The sequence below is a fragment of the Gluconacetobacter tumulisoli genome (assembly GCF_014174155.1).
Lineage (GTDB): Bacteria > Pseudomonadota > Alphaproteobacteria > Acetobacterales > Acetobacteraceae > Gluconacetobacter > Gluconacetobacter tumulisoli.
On sequence record NZ_JABEQM010000005.1, the window covers coordinates 178,745 to 194,905 of the forward strand.

The window sequence follows — 16,161 nt, forward strand, 5'->3', positions numbered from 1 at the left end:
GTTACGGCCCGCCGCCGGGTCGCGCGAGCATCAGCTGCGATTTCAGGGTGAAGCTGCCATGGGTGACAACGGTGTCGCCGGCGGACAGGCCCTGCGTGACCACCGCCCGTCCATCGGCGGTGGGGCCGACCTGCACATCGCGGGCGGCATAGCGTTCCGGGGCGATGCGCACGAAGACGACGAACCGGCCATCGATGGTCTGGATCGCACTGTCGGGGACGATGATGCCGGATACCGGCACCGACCTGAACAGCGCGGTCGTGACCAGCATGCCCGGACGCAGCCGCCGCGCGTGGTTATCGACCAGGCTGCGCACCAGAAGCAGGCGTGTCTGCACATCGACGGAGCCGTCGATGGTGTTGATCCGCGATTCGATCCGCCCGGCCGGATCGCTGCCCGGGAAGGTCAATTGCGGGTTCCCCGGCGCAAGCTGCGTGGCGTCGCGATCCATGACCTGCGACACGACCCAGACGGACGACAGATCGTCTATTTCGACCAGCGGCAACGGACCGGAGGCAGTGCTGTCGCCCGCCGCCACATTGACCGCGCGCACCACGCCCGCGACCGGCGACACGATCAGCGAGCGATGGCCGTCGGGACGTTCGGTGCGCGACGAAAACTGGGCCAGCCGCATGCGGACATTATCCAGCAGCGCCTGCTGCTCGCGGACCGCGCCCTCGGCATGGCGCAGTACCATCCGGCGCCGCTCCACCTCGCCGGCGGCCAGCGCGCCACCGCGCAGGGCATCGGCCCGCCGTGCCGCCAGCGCCGCGCCGTCGCGGGTGGCCTGCGCCTCCTCCAGCGTCGCCTCGGCGGCACGGACCTGCTGCTGGACGTCGGTCAGGGTATAATCGTCGTACTCCATCAGGACCTGGCCCGCGGACACGATCTGGCCGGGATAGGTCCGGACCTGCAGGATCCGGCCCTGCCCGACCGCATGGATGCGCGCGACGGCCCGGTCGTCGGGCACCACATAGGCCGGACAGGTCACATGGCCGCGCAGGCTCCCCGTCACGGCCTGGGCGGTGCCGATCTCCATCTTCTTCAGGGCGTCGGGGGAAATCGTCACCACCCGATCGGCCGCCACCGCCTGGAATACCCCCAGCCCGGACAGCAGGACGGCACACGCCACAAGCGGCAGGACGGAAAGGCAGCCCCGTCCGCGGGAAACACGGGTTTTCAATCGAGACCTCACGGCGTGGATCCGGCGGAAATCATGATGCGGGCAATGGCGCTGTGCCAGGCGACCGAGGCCGTGCGCTCCTGCTCCTGCGCGGCCAGCGCATCGCGGCGCGCCCGCAGATATTCGATGACCGACACCTCGCCGACCTCCCATGCCTTTTGCAGGTCGTCCACCCGCGACGCCAGGGCCTTCCGCTTGGACGTCGCATGCGACAGGATCGTGACGGCGGACGCCAGGCGCACGCGCGTGCGGGTATATTCCGCGCGGATCATGCGCTGCGCCGTCTGCACGTCACGATCCGCCGCCGCGATCTCGCGCACAGCCTTCATCCGCATAGGCACGTTGCGCGCGGCGCTGGGCAACGGGACGCTGACCTGCACCCCCACCCGCGTATTCCAGGGGCTGCCATATTGTTTTTCGTGAATCGCGTCGACGCCCAGTTCGGGATTGGGCATGAACGATGCCTGGACAAGATTGTCCTCGGCCCGCGCCGCGGCCAGCTGCGCCTGGGCCAGGCGCAGGCGCGGGTCGCGCCCGATCGCCAGGTCCAGATTGCCCGGATGGGCCGCCACCAGGGTCTGGCCGGTAATGTCCGACAGGTCCGGAACGTCGTCGCGCCCGGTCAGCTCCTCCAGCCCCGCGCGCGCGTCGGCCAGCTGCTCCTGCGCGTTCGCCAGCCGGTTCTCGACATCCTCGCGCTCGCCGGACACGGCGTGGCTGTCCGCGGCCGAGACCTCGCCCGCCCCCAGCAGCCGCTGCATGGTCCCCTCGACGGTATCCAGCGCCCGCCGCTCGTCCGCCAGCGCCTGGACCTGCGCGGCACACAATGCCGCGGTCGTCGCCAGGTCCAGCACCCGGACGGCAATGGCCATGCGTTCCACCTCCAGGCGCGCCCGGGCCACATCCTGGTCGGCCAGGGCGCTCCGGACCGTGGCCGTGCCCTGGCCGGGCAGCCACAGCGGCACGGATACCCCGGTCTGGTAGGTCGTGTAGCCCTGGTTGCTGCCGATGAAATGGTCGTCGTAATATTGCCCCGAAACGGTCGGACCGCCGGGAAACCACGATCGCGCGGCCTCCGCGTTCCGGCCGGCGGCGTGGCCGTCGATCGTCAGGGAATGGCGCAGCGGGTCCTGGGCCCAGGCCTGGCGGATCGCCTCATGCAGGGATGTGGCACATGCGGGACGGGCCATCCCGATCAATGGCAGCAGCACGGCCAAGGCCAGCGGCGTGCCCCGTATACCTCGTATGACCCGTGTGCCGTCTGACATGCGTCGGACAATGGAAGAAGAAAAACCGGATTCCTGCATGGCTCCATGGATATCGCTCGCGTAAGACGCCACTTACGCGCCCATCAAGCGATCAAGCTTACCGCAACGAGATCGATCCATTCAGACAAAGCATGTCCAGCTTGTAAATAAGAATTTACCGTCCACCGGCTTGCCCGCATCATCGCATTTCATTTTTATTTCGTTATGATAGTGCCGTCCGAAGCATCCGCATGCCGGATCCCCCCAACCGGACGCGCCACGGCGTCTCCGCCAACGGCTGCCGGAAATTCCTTCGCCATTTCGGCGCATTTCATATCACACGCGCCATGCCGCCGGAACGATGGTCCGGACGCGATTCGGGCGCACGGCGCCCTGCCCACCGGCCGCAGCTATTTCGGGGCGGACAGGCTTTGCAGATAGGCGATGATGTCCGTGCGGTCGAGGTTCGATTCCACGCCTTCGAAACCCATGCGGGTTCCCGGGGCGAAGACCGCGGGATCTTTCAGCCATGCCGACAATGTCCCGACCGTCCAGACCTCCCGCCGGTGGGCCCGCAGGGCCGGCGAGAAATCATAGCCCGCGGTCCCGGCCACGGGCCTTCCCACGACCCCGTACAAATCGGGACCGATCATCGCCGGTCCACCCTGTACGAACGCGTGGCAGTCGGAACAGATGCTGTCGGCCAAATCCCGTCCCCGGAGGATATCCCCATGCAGGACCGGGGACGCGCCAGGTGGGGCGGCCCGCAATCCTGCCGGCAGCAGGCCCGTCGCCACGACGATGCCGACCATCATGGCGCCGCAGGCCGCGCCCAACGCCATTCCCCGCCGCGTCAGCCCCGCAACCGGCGTCCGCCCGACCGCCATGCCATCCTCGATTACCCGCAAGCCCATCTATCGGCACCTTACATGGAATTTCGGATCATTCTCGATAAACAAAAGCGATCTCCTGTTCCGCCATTCTGCCATCACCGGGCCGCAAGGGGGATATGACGGATAAATTATGCTGCGACCCGACAGGAGACTGATAAATTTGCGGCCCATTCCATCGGTTGCCCGTGCAGGCGCGTCACGGCGCGTGGCGACCGTCCCCGGAGGACAGGACAGGTGACGGAACTGACCCCGGTCGTGGCGCGACGCCCGGTCCAGGAACATCAGGACGCCCAGGCGTGCATCCGCGAAAGCTCACCGCACGCCTCTCGCCGCCCTGCCGGCGACAGGGTGATCCGGGGAATCTGCATCGGCCTCGTCCTTTCGCTGTTTCCTTGGGCGGCGCTTTTTGGTCTTGTGGTGTTCCTGCGTCATCTGTGGGAATAGAATTCGTCCGGGACAGGCAGAGCGCCGCCTCCCGGACCGGCCGGCTGGTTTCATTACCCTTCTCGAAAATATGCGCGGGCGGCAATCCGGCGTGCGGTTTCAGAAGGGCTCTCATCTTCTGGTTTCCGGGCCCGGCGGGGCGGGTGCAAGACGCGGTCCGACCTTCGCCCATATCGCCTCCGCCAGAAAGGCCTGCCCCAGGGCGGTGGGATGCGTATCGTCGTCCTGCCAGTACGTACGGTTTTCCACGCTGTACAGGGGCTGGCCCGCCGCGAACGGATCCACTTCCACGTCCGCGGGGATCGCGCCCGTCCGGACAGCATCCTGGATGGGCTGCCGCGGCGCGCCGTCGGTGTTCGCCTCATCCACGATCGCGACGGTAAAACCGTATGTCTTCAGGTTTTTCACGATCATTCCGAGAGTCGCAATCGTCTCCGCGACCGGGATATGATTCGTCTCGAGTTGATCGTTGAACCCACCGAAGATGACCGCCACGCGTGTCGAAGCCCTCCGCGCCAGCGCATCGGCCGCCGGCAGGGCCGCGCGCATCTGCCGGGTGGTGGCGCCCGATACGGAAAAATTATAGCTCTGATAACGGGCTTTCCGCTGCATGAGGACAGGCCAGTTAAGGCCGTCCTGCACCTGATACCCTTCGGTCCGGCTGTCGCCGATGGCAATCAGGACGGATTTGAGCTGGGGCATGAAATTGCCCACCGCCGCCGCCGAGGCCCGAAAGTCGCGCAGGCTGCCATCGGATATGCCGCCGTCCGCGATGACGATGCCCGTCCACTGACCGGTATTGCGTCCCTGGGAATACCAGCTTCCGCCATCCGCATTGTAGCCGACATAGCCCCCTGCCAGCGTGCCGGCCGGGACGGCCGACCGGTATGAACTGATGGCGTTTCCGGACATGAGATCATACCCGCCGGGCTCTGCGGTTACGCCGAAGGCCGCCGGGCTGTTTGTCACGACCAGGCCGGTTTTCTGATCCGGGCTGTTCGGATCGGCCAGGTGCACGAACCCGTCGAGGGTATAGCTGCCCGTGAAGAGCTTGAACGCACGCCCGCCTTTCCGTCCGCCGAGCAGTACCGGCACCGGATAGGCGCCCGAGGCGGTATTGGACGACGCATACATGCCCGTCGTGCCGAAGAAGAAACCATTTGCAGGGACCGTCAGGCTGTCGGGAATCACGAATCCGCCCGGACCGTTGTCCTCGCCCCACGAGATCGTTTCGTGTCCGGCGATTCGGATTGCGCCGATATGTGCGACTTCCCGCCCCGGAATGGCCGTCAGGTGATTGCCGTGACCGGACTGGTCATAGATCCGCAGGACGATCGCGTCGGTGCCGGGGTCCCTCTCCGCCAGGGCGGCGTCGAGCGCCCCGCCGTCGAACGTGCCGTCGGGACGAACGGCGATTGTCCGCGTACGACGCTGGCCGGATACCAGGACGGCCAGATCGAGCACCGGTCCGGCATATCCCGTCACCATCTGCATCGGCCCGCCGGCGAAGACCGTATGCGCGCCGAAGGCGTCCCCCGGACGCCCGGTCTTCAGCCCCACCCACCTGGCGGCCCCGGCCTGAACCGACGCGGCCCGCCAGACCTGTCCCTGCGCCTGCCACAGATCGCCCTCGGCATAGCCGGCGCGGCTGTCATCCTGCGCCGTCGGGCGGCGATCAAGCCTGGTGGAGGCATTGCCGGCGGGAATGCAGAGGGGCAGTCGCAGGCCGCCGCCATCGGCCGGACACGCCGGCGCCGCCGCACAGGCCGACCGGACGCCGACGACGGACAGGCAGGCCAGGACGGTACGCAGGAGAGCAGTTGCGGGAAAGATCGGCGGCCGTCCCTGTCGCCGACCGATCCGCTTGCTTCGGCAGGCTACCGGGACCGGCATGCTGGTATCTCCCCTCACTGGCCGTCGAACACATAGTGAAGCAGCAGCATGCCGCTGGCCTCCGACCAGCTTCCGGCGCGGGTATATCCGCCCTCCAGGCCCAGCCTCAACTCGGGATTCACCTGGTAGGCCACGCGCGCCCGCCCTGTGCCGGCCACACCGCTTGCACCCTGCTTGCCGAAACTGTTCGGCTGCGCCGCCATCGATGCCTGTTGCAACCCGTCATCCAGCGGATAGTACGGCGCGGCGGCATCATCGTAATTCTGGTACCCGGCCTCGCCGCGCAGGAACCACGTCCAGCGGTCGACATGCCCGGAATATTCGATCGTGGGCATGATGGCGTAATAGGATTGCGGCGAGAAATACCCCCCCTGGCCCCAGGTAAAGACGTAGGCGTTCCTCTTGTAGCCAAAATACGTCAGGTCGATGCCCAGCCGCAGACGCTGACGCTGATCCATCTCCCATACCGTCGCGCTGCCGCCGAGCCCGGCCTCGATTTCGGTATTGTCGGCAACATGGGTTCCACTGAGATACGCGAAGCCGCCGCCCGCATAGAGATTCCAGATCGGCGTCGCCCATTCCAGCGCGCCGTGGCCGCTCAGCCGCGTCACGCCGCCCCACACGCGCCCCGTGCCGGGATCGCGCATCCCGGCGTAGGAAAGCTCGCTGTCCGTCACCATGCGGCGGTCGCCGGTGATCCGCAGGGTCAGGCCGGGCGCCAGATGCGGGGCGAATTCGACACCGCCCACGACATTGGCGATCGGGAAACCCAGCGGGGTCGATCCGACATCGGCCGAAAACCAGTGATTGACATAGCGAAGGTCCAGCCCGACCCCCTGGGCATAATAGTGATGATAGGCCGACGCCGCCGCGCCGTTGACCAGGACGGTGCCGAACTGGCGCGCGGTGTAGGCGGCATCCAGCGGATCGCCGGTGAACAGCATGATCGGCGTCACCGAAAAACTCATCCGATGCAGCCAGGACGAAAAAGGCAGCGTCCCGGTCATCGGGATGGCCAGTTCGGTCAACTGCCCCAGCCCGCCGCTGCCCAGGCGGCTTCTGACATAGACATTGGCATCGACCTGCGGCGAGACGGAATCGCGCAGATAGACGATCTGCCGATTCACCGCCGCTGCCTGGCCGTCCTGCGGCCGATAATGGTAACTGGCCGGCAGGGCCGCGCCACGCTGGGGATCGTACGCGATGTCGATCTCGGGCCAGCGATCATCCGGCTGCCGTAGCGCATCCGCGCCGCATTCGGCGTCGGCCGCCGCGCGGCATTGCAGGTCGCGCAGATGCCGGAGGTCCGCAAGCTGCTGCGCGTCGTGGCCATCGGCACGGTCGTTCTCGGCCCGCACCTGCCATGAAAGGGGGTTGTCAGGATCGCGCGTCGTCAGTTGCTGCGCCATCGACCGGGCCAGGGGACGATCGTTCGTGGCAAGCGCATCCAGCGCGACGGCGGCCATCGCCTCCACGCTGTCGGGCCGCATCCGCAGGGCGCCCTGGTCGGTGCGCAGCGCAAGGTCGGATTTGCCCTGCGCGCGATAGACCCGTCCCAACGCCAGCCACGCTCGCGCGGCGTCGGGATGCGCCGCGACCACGGGCGCAATGGTGCCGTAGGCATCGTCCGGCAGTTTCTGCCCGACCAGACGGTCGGTCTTCAGGACCGCAAGGCCGACCGCCACATCCTCGCGCGCCTGGGCCTCGTCCGCCGTGGGCGACATGACCTGTTCCTGCATCAGGCGGTCGTAATCCTCCAGGAACCGCTGCGTGTCGCCGACCGATTGCAGCCGCAGGGACAGGCCGGCATAAGCCAGCCGCTGGCTGGGTCGGGGGGACGGGGTAATCGCGGCCTCATGCGCCACGACCCATCGCGCGCTGCCTACATCGTGCCCGTCCAGCAGCGCGTTCACCAGGATCGCAGCGCGATCGCCCGTGGGATCGGGCTGGTCCGCCAGGACAAGGATCGAGCGCATGTCGTTGGGCGGCAGCGCCCTGATCTGCCGGTACAGGGCAATCTGCCGCGTGATCCGCGCCATGTCGGCATTGTCCGCCGCAGGCGGCAGCCGGGCTATCAATCGTTGCGCCCAATCGATATCATGACCGGACATGGCAAAGATGATCCCGGCCTGGAGATTGGCCGCCGGCGCATGGACGTCCTGTGTCAGCCCGGCCATCAGGTCGCGGGCGTCCCGCGTCCGGCCGTCGCGGTACAGCGCCTGCGCAAGGCCCAGGGTCCGCCACGGATCGCCGGGCATCCTGTCCAGCGCCTGGCGCAGGAAGCCGATCCGTTCGACGTCGGTCCTGGCATGGGCGGCACGGTCCGCATCGTCGGCCGCCTGCAGCCGCGGCAGCAGCGCCGGCCGGTCCGTCGCCAGGCGCGCCATCAGAACCCGGGCCTCGTCCCCCTGCCCGCGCTGGAACAGCAGGTCGGCCAGGTTGAAGCTGGCGTCGGGATCATGCGGACGACGACGCAGCACCTCGCGATAGATCCGTTCGGCATCGGCGACGCGTCCCTGCCGCCGGTCCAGGCCGCCCTCCATCATCAGGACGGCCAGCGCCAGTTCGGGCCGCTGCTGCGCCAGGCGGGCCAGGGCGGCACGCGCCGCGTCATACTGGCCGTCCGCCATCAGACGGGTGATCCGGACGATGTCGGGATCATCCCCCCCGACCTCGTCAAGGCTCCTGATCGCCGCGCGCCAGTGCGGCGCGCGCGCCGCGTCCGCCGCGATCGCCCGACGGAAATAACCGCGCGCCACCGCCGGCTGCCGCCGCCGCTGGGCAGTCAGCCCCAGCCCGCCCAGCACGTCCGCATCCTGCGGATTGACGGCCAGGGCACGCTGGAACGCCGCGTCGGCCGCATCCAGCCGCCCATGGGCCAGCAGCACATAGCCTTCGGTCCGGTCGTTCCCCTCGTCGATCATCGCCTGGGTGGCCCGCGCCTTCTCCAGCCGGCCGACGATCATGGCGTCGTCGGGATGCAGCGCCAGCCAGTCCATGTAAAGCGGGATGCTGGCACCGACGATCGGCATCCACGACAGCGTATCCCGCCACGCCCGCACCGCCAGCCCGCGAATGACCGGCGGGGCGGTGCCCAGCGCCAGCCGGCGCAGTTCCGCCAGCCCCGCCGGACGCGTGACGTCGCGATAGGTCAGGATCTGGGCCAGCGTCAGGCGCGCATCCAGATCGTGCGGACTGCTGGCGACCAGCGCCGACAGTTTCGCGCGGGCGTCGTTATATCCCAGGATGGTCCCACCCAGGACACGGTAGTATTCCAGCGCCAGCCCGGGCGGGGGATCGCCATTGTGAAACAGGTCGCGGTAGCGAAGCATCGCCGCCAGCATGTTGCCCGATCCGGCAAGGCGGCGTGCCTCCGCCAGCCCCTGGGGATCGACCGGACCGAACCGCAGCGCCGCGCGCAGGCGTCCCACCTGGTCCGCGCTGCCGCCCGCCCTGACGAGGCGGTCCAGCGTGTTCCGGGCGCTGTCCAGATCGCCGCCGTCGACCTGGATGATCCCCAGCATCGCCAGCGCGTCCCCATTGCCGGGCTGGATGGCGAGCGCCCGCTGGATGCTGTCCAGCGCCTTGGCGGGCTGGCGTGCATCGATCCAGTAATGTCCTTCCTCCAGGACCAGGTCGAGAATGGATTCCGCATGCATGCGCCGCGCCTCGTCGGGCGACAGCGCGACCTGCTGGATGCCCGCCGCCAACGACCCGTCGGGCGGCCCGCCCCGCAGCAGCGCCGGCGCGTCCTGGGCAAGCGCGGACGCACCCGCGACCAGTCCGCCCAGGAACAGCCCGCCCAGCATCGTCGCCCCACATGCATGCGCCCACGGGCCGCCGTCGACCCACGCGCGGGGGCGCCCGCCCCGGCCTGGAGGGGGAGGATGACTAATGGACACGGGACAGGGCCGAGATGGAGAACAGCACCAGCGCCAGCGTCGTGCAGGCCCCCACCAGGATACCGGCCCCACGCACCCGCGCGCCCGTGGGGGCCGTATTCTCGTAATCCAGCCCCACCCGCTCGACGAACAGGTAGCTCAGCAGGCTGGCGACCATGGCGATGCCCAGCACGGCCGCCATCGTCCAGCCCTGGACCCGAAACGCCATCAGATAGTTCGCAATGACGATCGCGGGCCAGTGCCAGAGATAGATCGAATAGGAAATCACTCCGACCGGCGACAGGGGCACCAGTCCGCCCCGCGCGGCGGCGGTCTGTGGCAGCAGGATCAGCACGACGACGGCCAGGCACGGAAGCGCCATCATGTAGGACGGGCAGGCATAGTCCAGCCTGTAGGACAGCGCCACCCCGACAAGGACCGCATAGGCGGCAAGAAAGACCAGATTGGCCACCGTCCTGGACAGGCGCAGGGGCGGCAGGATCCAGATCATCGTCCCCAGCGAAAACTGCCACATCCGGTCGAAGATATTGTAATAGCCCTGCGTGTCGCCGCGCAGGTGGTCGACCATGCTGAAGGCGAACGACAGCAGGCAGATGGCGCAGATCGCCCATTTGCGATGCCGGACAAAGGGCAGGAAAAGCGCCATCAGGAAAATGACGGCGTAGAACTGCATTTCCAGGGACAGCGACCAGGTGTGCAGGAACGGATAGGCGATGCTCTGCCCCTCGAAATAACCGACATGTCCCGATGCCCAGTTATTCGACAGATAGACCAGCGCATAGGCGCCGTTGAGGGCGATGTCGGCCCGGTCGCTCGGCAGGACCCACCACAGCATGCCGGCCGATACCAGCATGATCATGCACAGCAGGGCGGGCAGCAGGCGATAGAGACGCCTGCAGACGAAATTCACCGGCTTGAACGGATGTTGCATGAGCGCGGACCGGCCCATGAAATAACCTGATATGACGACGAAGATGTCGACACCGACAAAGCCGCCGCGCAGCCATCCGGCATGGAACAGAACCACCATCAGAACGGCCACGCCCCGCAGCCCGTCGATATCGCGTCGACGGTCCGTAGGGAAGAATTCATGCTGCAGGAGCCGTGTCCAGGACGTCTTCGCAGGGGGCATCACATAACGCTCAAGCATGCCGGTGTTCCGTCAGAAGCGATATCGGGGGAAGAAACGAGGCGGCGGGACGTCCGCCCCTGCTCGGGCAGGACGTCCCGCATTCCCCTACAGAGCGGGCGCCCCTCCATCCTTCACCTTCTGCAGCATCGGAACCGTCGCCTGGACGATCAGGTCGCCCCAGACCTTGTAGCTGGCCGGCGTCGCGTGGATTCCGTCGATGGTCTGGACCGTTCCCGGCTTCATCAGGGCGGTGCCGTCGACATAGGCGCAGGGGGCGACCTCGCCTTTCAGGAAGGTCGCCATTTCGGTCGCCCGCGCGTCCGTCTTGCCGTAGCGCGGGCTGTACTGCCCCCAGGTCGGACCGATCCAGATGCAGGCGGTCTTGCCGATGGTGTAGGTCAGGGTCTTGACCTGCTGGTCGACCCAGTCCCTGGAAAACGAGTCCTGACCGTACGACGCCATCGTATCGCCCAGAACCACCATCACGACATTCGGATGCCATTTGTCAATGAGCGACGAAATCGGCGGCGGCGAGGCCGGCTGCATGTTCGGCGGCCCCAGCGGTTCGTCATCAACCCGCTGGGCGGCGCCGCAGCCATTGTTGGGATTGGGCACGACCCAGTCCGCCGCCTGCGACGAACAGACGCCGTAGGCCACCACTCGCGCGCCCTGACGGGTCAGTTCGTCCGGAAGAATGGATAGAAGCGAGTCCTTGAACGTCACGTGGCTGTCCCCGATGATCAGCAACGTCAGACCCGCAAGAAGGGCACTCATACTCAACTCTCCTGATTGCATGCGTCCGGCGGATTGCGTCCCCCGGACGGTCGACATGCCCTTCCACCTGCCCCGGGGCGGAAGGACATGGCATTAAGGCTCCTCGGCCGGGTCGGCGCTCCCGCCTCTGCGCACCGCGCGGACCCGCAGCCACCGCCATGCCACCAGCGCCAGCAGCCCCGCCCCGACGAGCCCGACAAGATACAGCACGACCGGATTGTCGCCGAAATACCAGTCCGGCCACATCCAGAACGGCAGCGACCCGACCGTATAGGACGGGGCGGTGCGATAGCTGGTGACCTGGTCGCCGTTCTTGAGCGCCAGGTCACCCTGGATCAGCGGGGCCGCGTGCCTGTCGCGCAGCGCCAGAACGACATCCTGCAGGCGCTGCGGCGTATCGCCCAGGACCGCGACGACCGAGCGATCGGCGGCGAAGGGCGACTGCGCGCCGATCAGCAGGCCCGCCCCCGCGATCGGCACGTTCAGGTTCGCCGAAATCCCGTTCCGTATCCCGCCATGGTCGCGATCGCCGAACAGGTACCCCATGCCCGGCAGAGCGATATGCTGCCCAACCGAGATCCGCCCCTCCGCGACGACATACGGCGAACGCGACAGCAGCGGTTCGGCGCCGTACAGACGATCGGCCGTCGACAGCAGCACGATGTCGCCCGACGGCGGATGACCGGCCAGTTCGTCGGGATAGGCGATCCGGACCCCGGTCGCCGGATACCATGTCGACGCGCCGAAGAACCCCATCAGGTCGAAATAGGCAGCCGCCGTCGCGACATCCGGATTGCGCGGCATGACGATCGTGGTCTCCGACAGATCCGCCATGCGCGAGAAGGGAAAGGCCGCCCCGGTGAAATAGGACAGGTTCGGCAGGGTGGCGAAATGGCGGCCCCGGCGGAAATCGAGCGTGGAGTCGGAATCGACGCTCATGCGCAGGTCGCCGGGCACACGGCGGCAGGCGCCGTGGTCTATCGGACGCGCGTCGAAATCGAATTGCAGCCGGTTCTGCCCGAAGACCAGCCACGCCGGCAGCGCGGTCCGGTGACCGATGGCGCCCGCATGCGGATCCATCAGCCGCCGCGACCATCTGTCCCACGTGCCGGGGGGAACCAGGGAATAGCTCTGCAGGTAATTGTCGTTGAGACGGACATCCAGCCGCGACGTCTCCAGGTCCACGATCGGACCGCCGGGCGCGCGGACCCACAGATTCATCATGAAGGGACGGTGCCGCCATGTATAAAGGTCGGGCGGCAGATGGAACGGAAGCGCCAGCGGGGCCGGCACGAAACCGTCGGCCTGGAGGTCCCTGGCCGGCACCAGCTCGCCAAAGCGCACCGGACGGTCGGTGGGCACGAAGGCCGGGGCGTCATAGGGGCGGCGCGGCGTCATCGTGACGTCCGTCACGACCTTGGACCCGACCGCCCCCAGCGTGTCCGGCGACAGGACCATCGTGCGCGCCGCGATCTCGACCTCCCGCGCGTCGCGCCCGGTGACCAGCAGCACCGTTCCCCAGCGATCGTGGGGGTTGGGGATTTCCGCCAGGGTAGGTCCCATGGGCAGCCTGCCGTCCGGATCGGTCGGCAGGTTCTCGCCGATCTCGATCGCGTTGCCCGCCACGGGGATGTCCGCCGTCACGGGGAAGGACACCGCGCGGAAATCCGCCACCTTTCCGAACCAGGATGCGATCACGCCGCCAGCCTGCAGGCTGCCGCTGGTGGGCGACGGCAGCACGATCGGAATCCGCAGGGCCGAGCGCAGGTTCGGATCGAAGAACGGGGCCGGCAGGCGCGCCAGCATCCGTTCGGGCGCGATCCGGACCGTGGTCAGCGTAATCCGGGACAAGTCGGAAATACGCGCCCACAGGACCTCGTTATACAGATCGTTGCAGTCCCGCCGGTACTCGCCGGCAAAATGAAAATTCAGGGTGTTCCTGCCGGCGAAATACAGGGGATTGACGTCGAACGTCAGCGGCCCGAATTCCGGATGTTCGGGATCGACCTTGATCGTCCCGATATATTGTTCGTTCAGCGTGACGGTGACGGCGCTGGCCTCGGGCAGCAGCGACGGCGACAGCGCGCCGGACAATGTCAACTGCGCATGGGTCACGACGCGATTGAACGGCACGGCGACGTCCAGGCCCTGAATCGGACTGGACCCCCGCAACGTCAGCGGACCGTTCACCGCGCCCAAGTCGCGAAAGGACAGGGTGTTGGTGACCTCGACATCCGATACGCGGTCGGCCGCGGCCTGGTCGATCGCAGGCTGCGCCGCAGGCGCGACGTCCCCCGCGTTGGGATCGCCCAGTGGCAGGTCGGATTGCACCGAGGGGGACGACAGGGGCGTCGTCGTCTGTGCCCGGGCCACAGCCATCGCACCCGTCGCGGCAATTCCGAACGCAATCATGAAGGAGGCAACCGCTCCACACCGGGCGGTACGTCGCGCAGGTTGCAGCACGAGGCTTCTCTTTTCCAATTTTTCTTCCTTGGCGGCGGCGCCGGCCGCCTTGTCCGTGACGGGGAGTGTCCGTCCCTCATAGCCCGCCCTGGGCTTGAACAGGCCGATGATGCTTTTCAGGACGATGTAAAAGCTCCGGATCGGGCGATCCGGCGCGTAATTCGCCCATTCCGCCCAGGCATCGTGACGCCCGAAGACCATGGCCACAACCTGGCGTTCGTCGGCCAGACCACCCAGGACCCATTTCGCGTGCAGCAGGCCGTCACGCTGACGCAGGATCCGCGCCGGTACCGACACGTCGATAGCGTCCTGCGCGTTGCGATAGCCGATGGTCACCTGCATCTGTCCGGTCTGCATCTGTTCAGTCTGCGACGGCGTCCATGGCGATTTCATGCCCAGGCCGCCCAGCGAGATGTCGGTGGTCCGGGTGGTCCATACGTTCCCCGATGCGGTGGTAACCGTAATCGGCAGGACCGCCCGCACGCGGTGCTGCATGCGGGTCTGGCGCGTTTCGCGACCGACCGAAATGGAGGCCAGTACGGTGAACAGGCTGATTGCGGCCCACACCATGTTCAGCATCAGGGACTGGAAGACCAGACGGTCCTGATGCTGCCAGATCGCGCCAATCACCCCGCGTACCAGCCCCGCGCCGAGAACGGCCGCCAGGATGACGTTCGGATATATCGCGCCGAAATCGAGGAAATCCTTTTCCAGCAGCGTCCCCTTGGCGGTGACGTTGAAGCGGCCGGATTGCGGCCGCAACAGCGTCATGACCGTCAGGCGGACCAGGAACAGGGCCAGCGACGTCTCGTAGATCTCGCTCCAGAACGTGTAGCGCCAGCGCCCTTCGATCCGGGACAGGGTCATGATCGAATGTACGATATGCGGCCCCACATAGACCATGATCGCCAGCGGCGACGCGGCGACGATGTTCTGGCCCAGCGCCAGGAAGGCCAGGGGCGAAATCAGGAAAATAACCCGTGGAATCGCAAAGAGAAAATGCGACATCGCGGAGAGGTAGCACAGCCGCTGTTCCCAGCGGAGGCCACGTCCCGTCAGCGGGTTGTCCAGGCGCATGATCTGCAGCATGCCCCGTGCCCAGCGCATGCGCTGGCCGATATGGAAGATCAAACGTTCGGTCGCCAGCCCGCCGGCCAGCGGTTCGCGCAGATAGGCGGTGCTCCAGCCCTGGCGCTGCATCTTGAGCGCCGTGTGCGCATCCTCGGTAACCGTTTCGGTCGCGAAACCGCCGATCCCCAGCACCGCGGTACGCCGGATTACCGCGCAGGATCCGCAGAAGAAGGTCGCGTCCCAGAAATCGTTGCCGTCCTGGATCAGGCCGTAGAACATGTTTCCTTCGGGGGGCACTTCCTCGGCCGCCGTCAGGTTCCGCTGAAACGGATCGGAGGAATAGAAATGATGCGGCGTCTGCAGCATCGCCATCCCGGGTTCGGCAACCAGCCATCCTACCGTCTTCTTCAGGAACCCGCGGGTGGGCACATGGTCGCAATCGAAAACGACCATCAGTTCCCCGTCGGTGACGCTGACGGCGTGATTGAGGTTGCCGGCCTTGGCATGCCTGTTGTCGGCACGGGTGATGTAGCCTGCCCCGACCTCTATCGCGAAATCGCGAAATTCACGGCGCCGGCCATCGTCCAGAACATAGACATTCAGCTTGTCGGCGGGCCAGTCGAGATCCAGCGATGCCAGCACCGTCGGCCGCACTACCGCCAGATCTTCTCCATAGGTCGGGATATATACGTCAATCGTGGGCCAGCCGTCCTGATCGGCCGGCAACGGATACGAACGGCGCCGCAACGGCCATACCATCTGGAAATAGCTGAGGCACAATATCAGCAGGGCGTATATTTCGGCCAGCAACAGCATCATGGACAATATCGCCTGGAGCCAGTTCCCCCATTCGATCGTCGTGTTCAGCCGCCAGGCCATGTACCGCATCGACACCAGCAGCGACAGCGCCATCAGGTAGCAGTTCGCGGCACGCCCTTTCCGGCGTTTCACGAGAAGCATCAGGCCGATTGTCCCGATGGAAAGCAATCCCTGCTGGTACAGGCTCAGCTCGACACCTCCCACGACAAGCATCATGCCGATACCGAGGGCCGCGACGGCCATCGAGACGAACGGAGAGCTGAGAAACCTCTCCGTCGTCGCAAGACCATTTTCCATATTCACATCACGCATCGCAGCCGTTCGTTTCGAACCCACATCG

At 66.7% G+C, this 16,161-nt stretch carries 9 protein-coding genes; 1 reads left to right on the plus strand and 8 read right to left on the minus strand.

Annotation, left to right across the window (positions count from 1 at the left end):
• Window position 1: 1 nt before the first annotated feature.
• The 3 genes from HLH28_RS08195 to HLH28_RS08205 all read right to left on the minus strand — a co-directional run bounded on the left by HLH28_RS08195 (window position 2) and on the right by HLH28_RS08205 (window position 3,344).
• Window positions 2–1,183, minus strand: a complete 1,182-nt coding sequence (locus HLH28_RS08195) for an efflux RND transporter periplasmic adaptor subunit (RefSeq protein ID WP_182957302.1) — start codon at window positions 1,181–1,183, stop codon at window positions 2–4.
• A gap of 8 nt (window positions 1,184–1,191) precedes the next feature.
• Complete coding sequence (locus tag HLH28_RS18240) at window positions 1,192–2,394, minus strand: TolC family protein (protein WP_182957305.1); 1,203 nt, start codon at window positions 2,392–2,394, stop codon at window positions 1,192–1,194.
• A gap of 446 nt (window positions 2,395–2,840) precedes the next feature.
• Window positions 2,841–3,344: a c-type cytochrome gene (locus tag HLH28_RS08205; RefSeq protein WP_182957308.1), complete on the minus strand. Its 504-nt coding sequence runs from the start codon at window positions 3,342–3,344 to the stop codon at window positions 2,841–2,843.
• A gap of 213 nt (window positions 3,345–3,557) precedes the next feature.
• On the opposite strand from HLH28_RS08205, the gene HLH28_RS08210 reads away from it, so the two are divergent.
• Window positions 3,558–3,767: a hypothetical protein gene (locus HLH28_RS08210; RefSeq protein ID WP_182957311.1), complete on the plus strand. Its 210-nt coding sequence runs from the start codon at window positions 3,558–3,560 to the stop codon at window positions 3,765–3,767.
• A gap of 111 nt (window positions 3,768–3,878) precedes the next feature.
• Here the strand turns inward: HLH28_RS08210 and HLH28_RS08215 are convergent, their stop codons facing one another.
• The 5 genes from HLH28_RS08215 to bcsA all read right to left on the minus strand — a co-directional run bounded on the left by HLH28_RS08215 (window position 3,879) and on the right by bcsA (window position 16,064).
• Window positions 3,879–5,660 (minus strand): SGNH/GDSL hydrolase family protein, encoded by a 1,782-nt coding sequence (locus HLH28_RS08215; RefSeq protein ID WP_182957314.1) that lies wholly within the window; start codon window positions 5,658–5,660, stop codon window positions 3,879–3,881.
• 14 nt (window positions 5,661–5,674) lie between these two features.
• Window positions 5,675–9,469 (minus strand): cellulose biosynthesis protein BcsC, encoded by a 3,795-nt coding sequence (locus HLH28_RS08220; RefSeq protein ID WP_182957317.1) that lies wholly within the window; start codon window positions 9,467–9,469, stop codon window positions 5,675–5,677.
• Between the two features lie 82 nt (window positions 9,470–9,551).
• Window positions 9,552–10,712, minus strand: a complete 1,161-nt coding sequence (locus HLH28_RS08225) for an acyltransferase family protein (protein ID WP_182957321.1) — start codon at window positions 10,710–10,712, stop codon at window positions 9,552–9,554.
• Between the two features lie 87 nt (window positions 10,713–10,799).
• Window positions 10,800–11,468 (minus strand): SGNH/GDSL hydrolase family protein, encoded by a 669-nt coding sequence (locus tag HLH28_RS08230; RefSeq protein WP_182957324.1) that lies wholly within the window; start codon window positions 11,466–11,468, stop codon window positions 10,800–10,802.
• A gap of 93 nt (window positions 11,469–11,561) precedes the next feature.
• Window positions 11,562–16,064, minus strand: coding sequence for a UDP-forming cellulose synthase catalytic subunit (gene bcsA / locus HLH28_RS08235; RefSeq protein WP_246395857.1), 4,503 nt, complete (start codon window positions 16,062–16,064; stop codon window positions 11,562–11,564).
• Window positions 16,065–16,161: the final 97 nt, after the last annotated feature.

Coding starts and splice junctions, on each gene's coding strand:
- HLH28_RS08230 (WP_182957324.1), bottom strand. CDS start 11,468: ATGAGTGCCCTTCTTGCGGGTCTGACGTTGCTGATCATCGGGGACAGC.
- HLH28_RS08205 (WP_182957308.1), bottom strand. CDS start 3,344: ATGGGCTTGCGGGTAATCGAGGATGGCATGGCGGTCGGGCGGACGCCG.
- bcsA (WP_246395857.1), bottom strand. CDS start 16,064: ATGGCCGTCGCGGCCCTCGGTATCGGCATGATGCTTGTCGTGGGAGGT.
- HLH28_RS08225 (WP_182957321.1), bottom strand. CDS start 10,712: ATGCTTGAGCGTTATGTGATGCCCCCTGCGAAGACGTCCTGGACACGG.
- HLH28_RS08215 (WP_182957314.1), bottom strand. CDS start 5,660: ATGCCGGTCCCGGTAGCCTGCCGAAGCAAGCGGATCGGTCGGCGACAG.
- HLH28_RS08220 (WP_182957317.1), bottom strand. CDS start 9,469: ATGCTGGGCGGGCTGTTCCTGGGCGGACTGGTCGCGGGTGCGTCCGCG.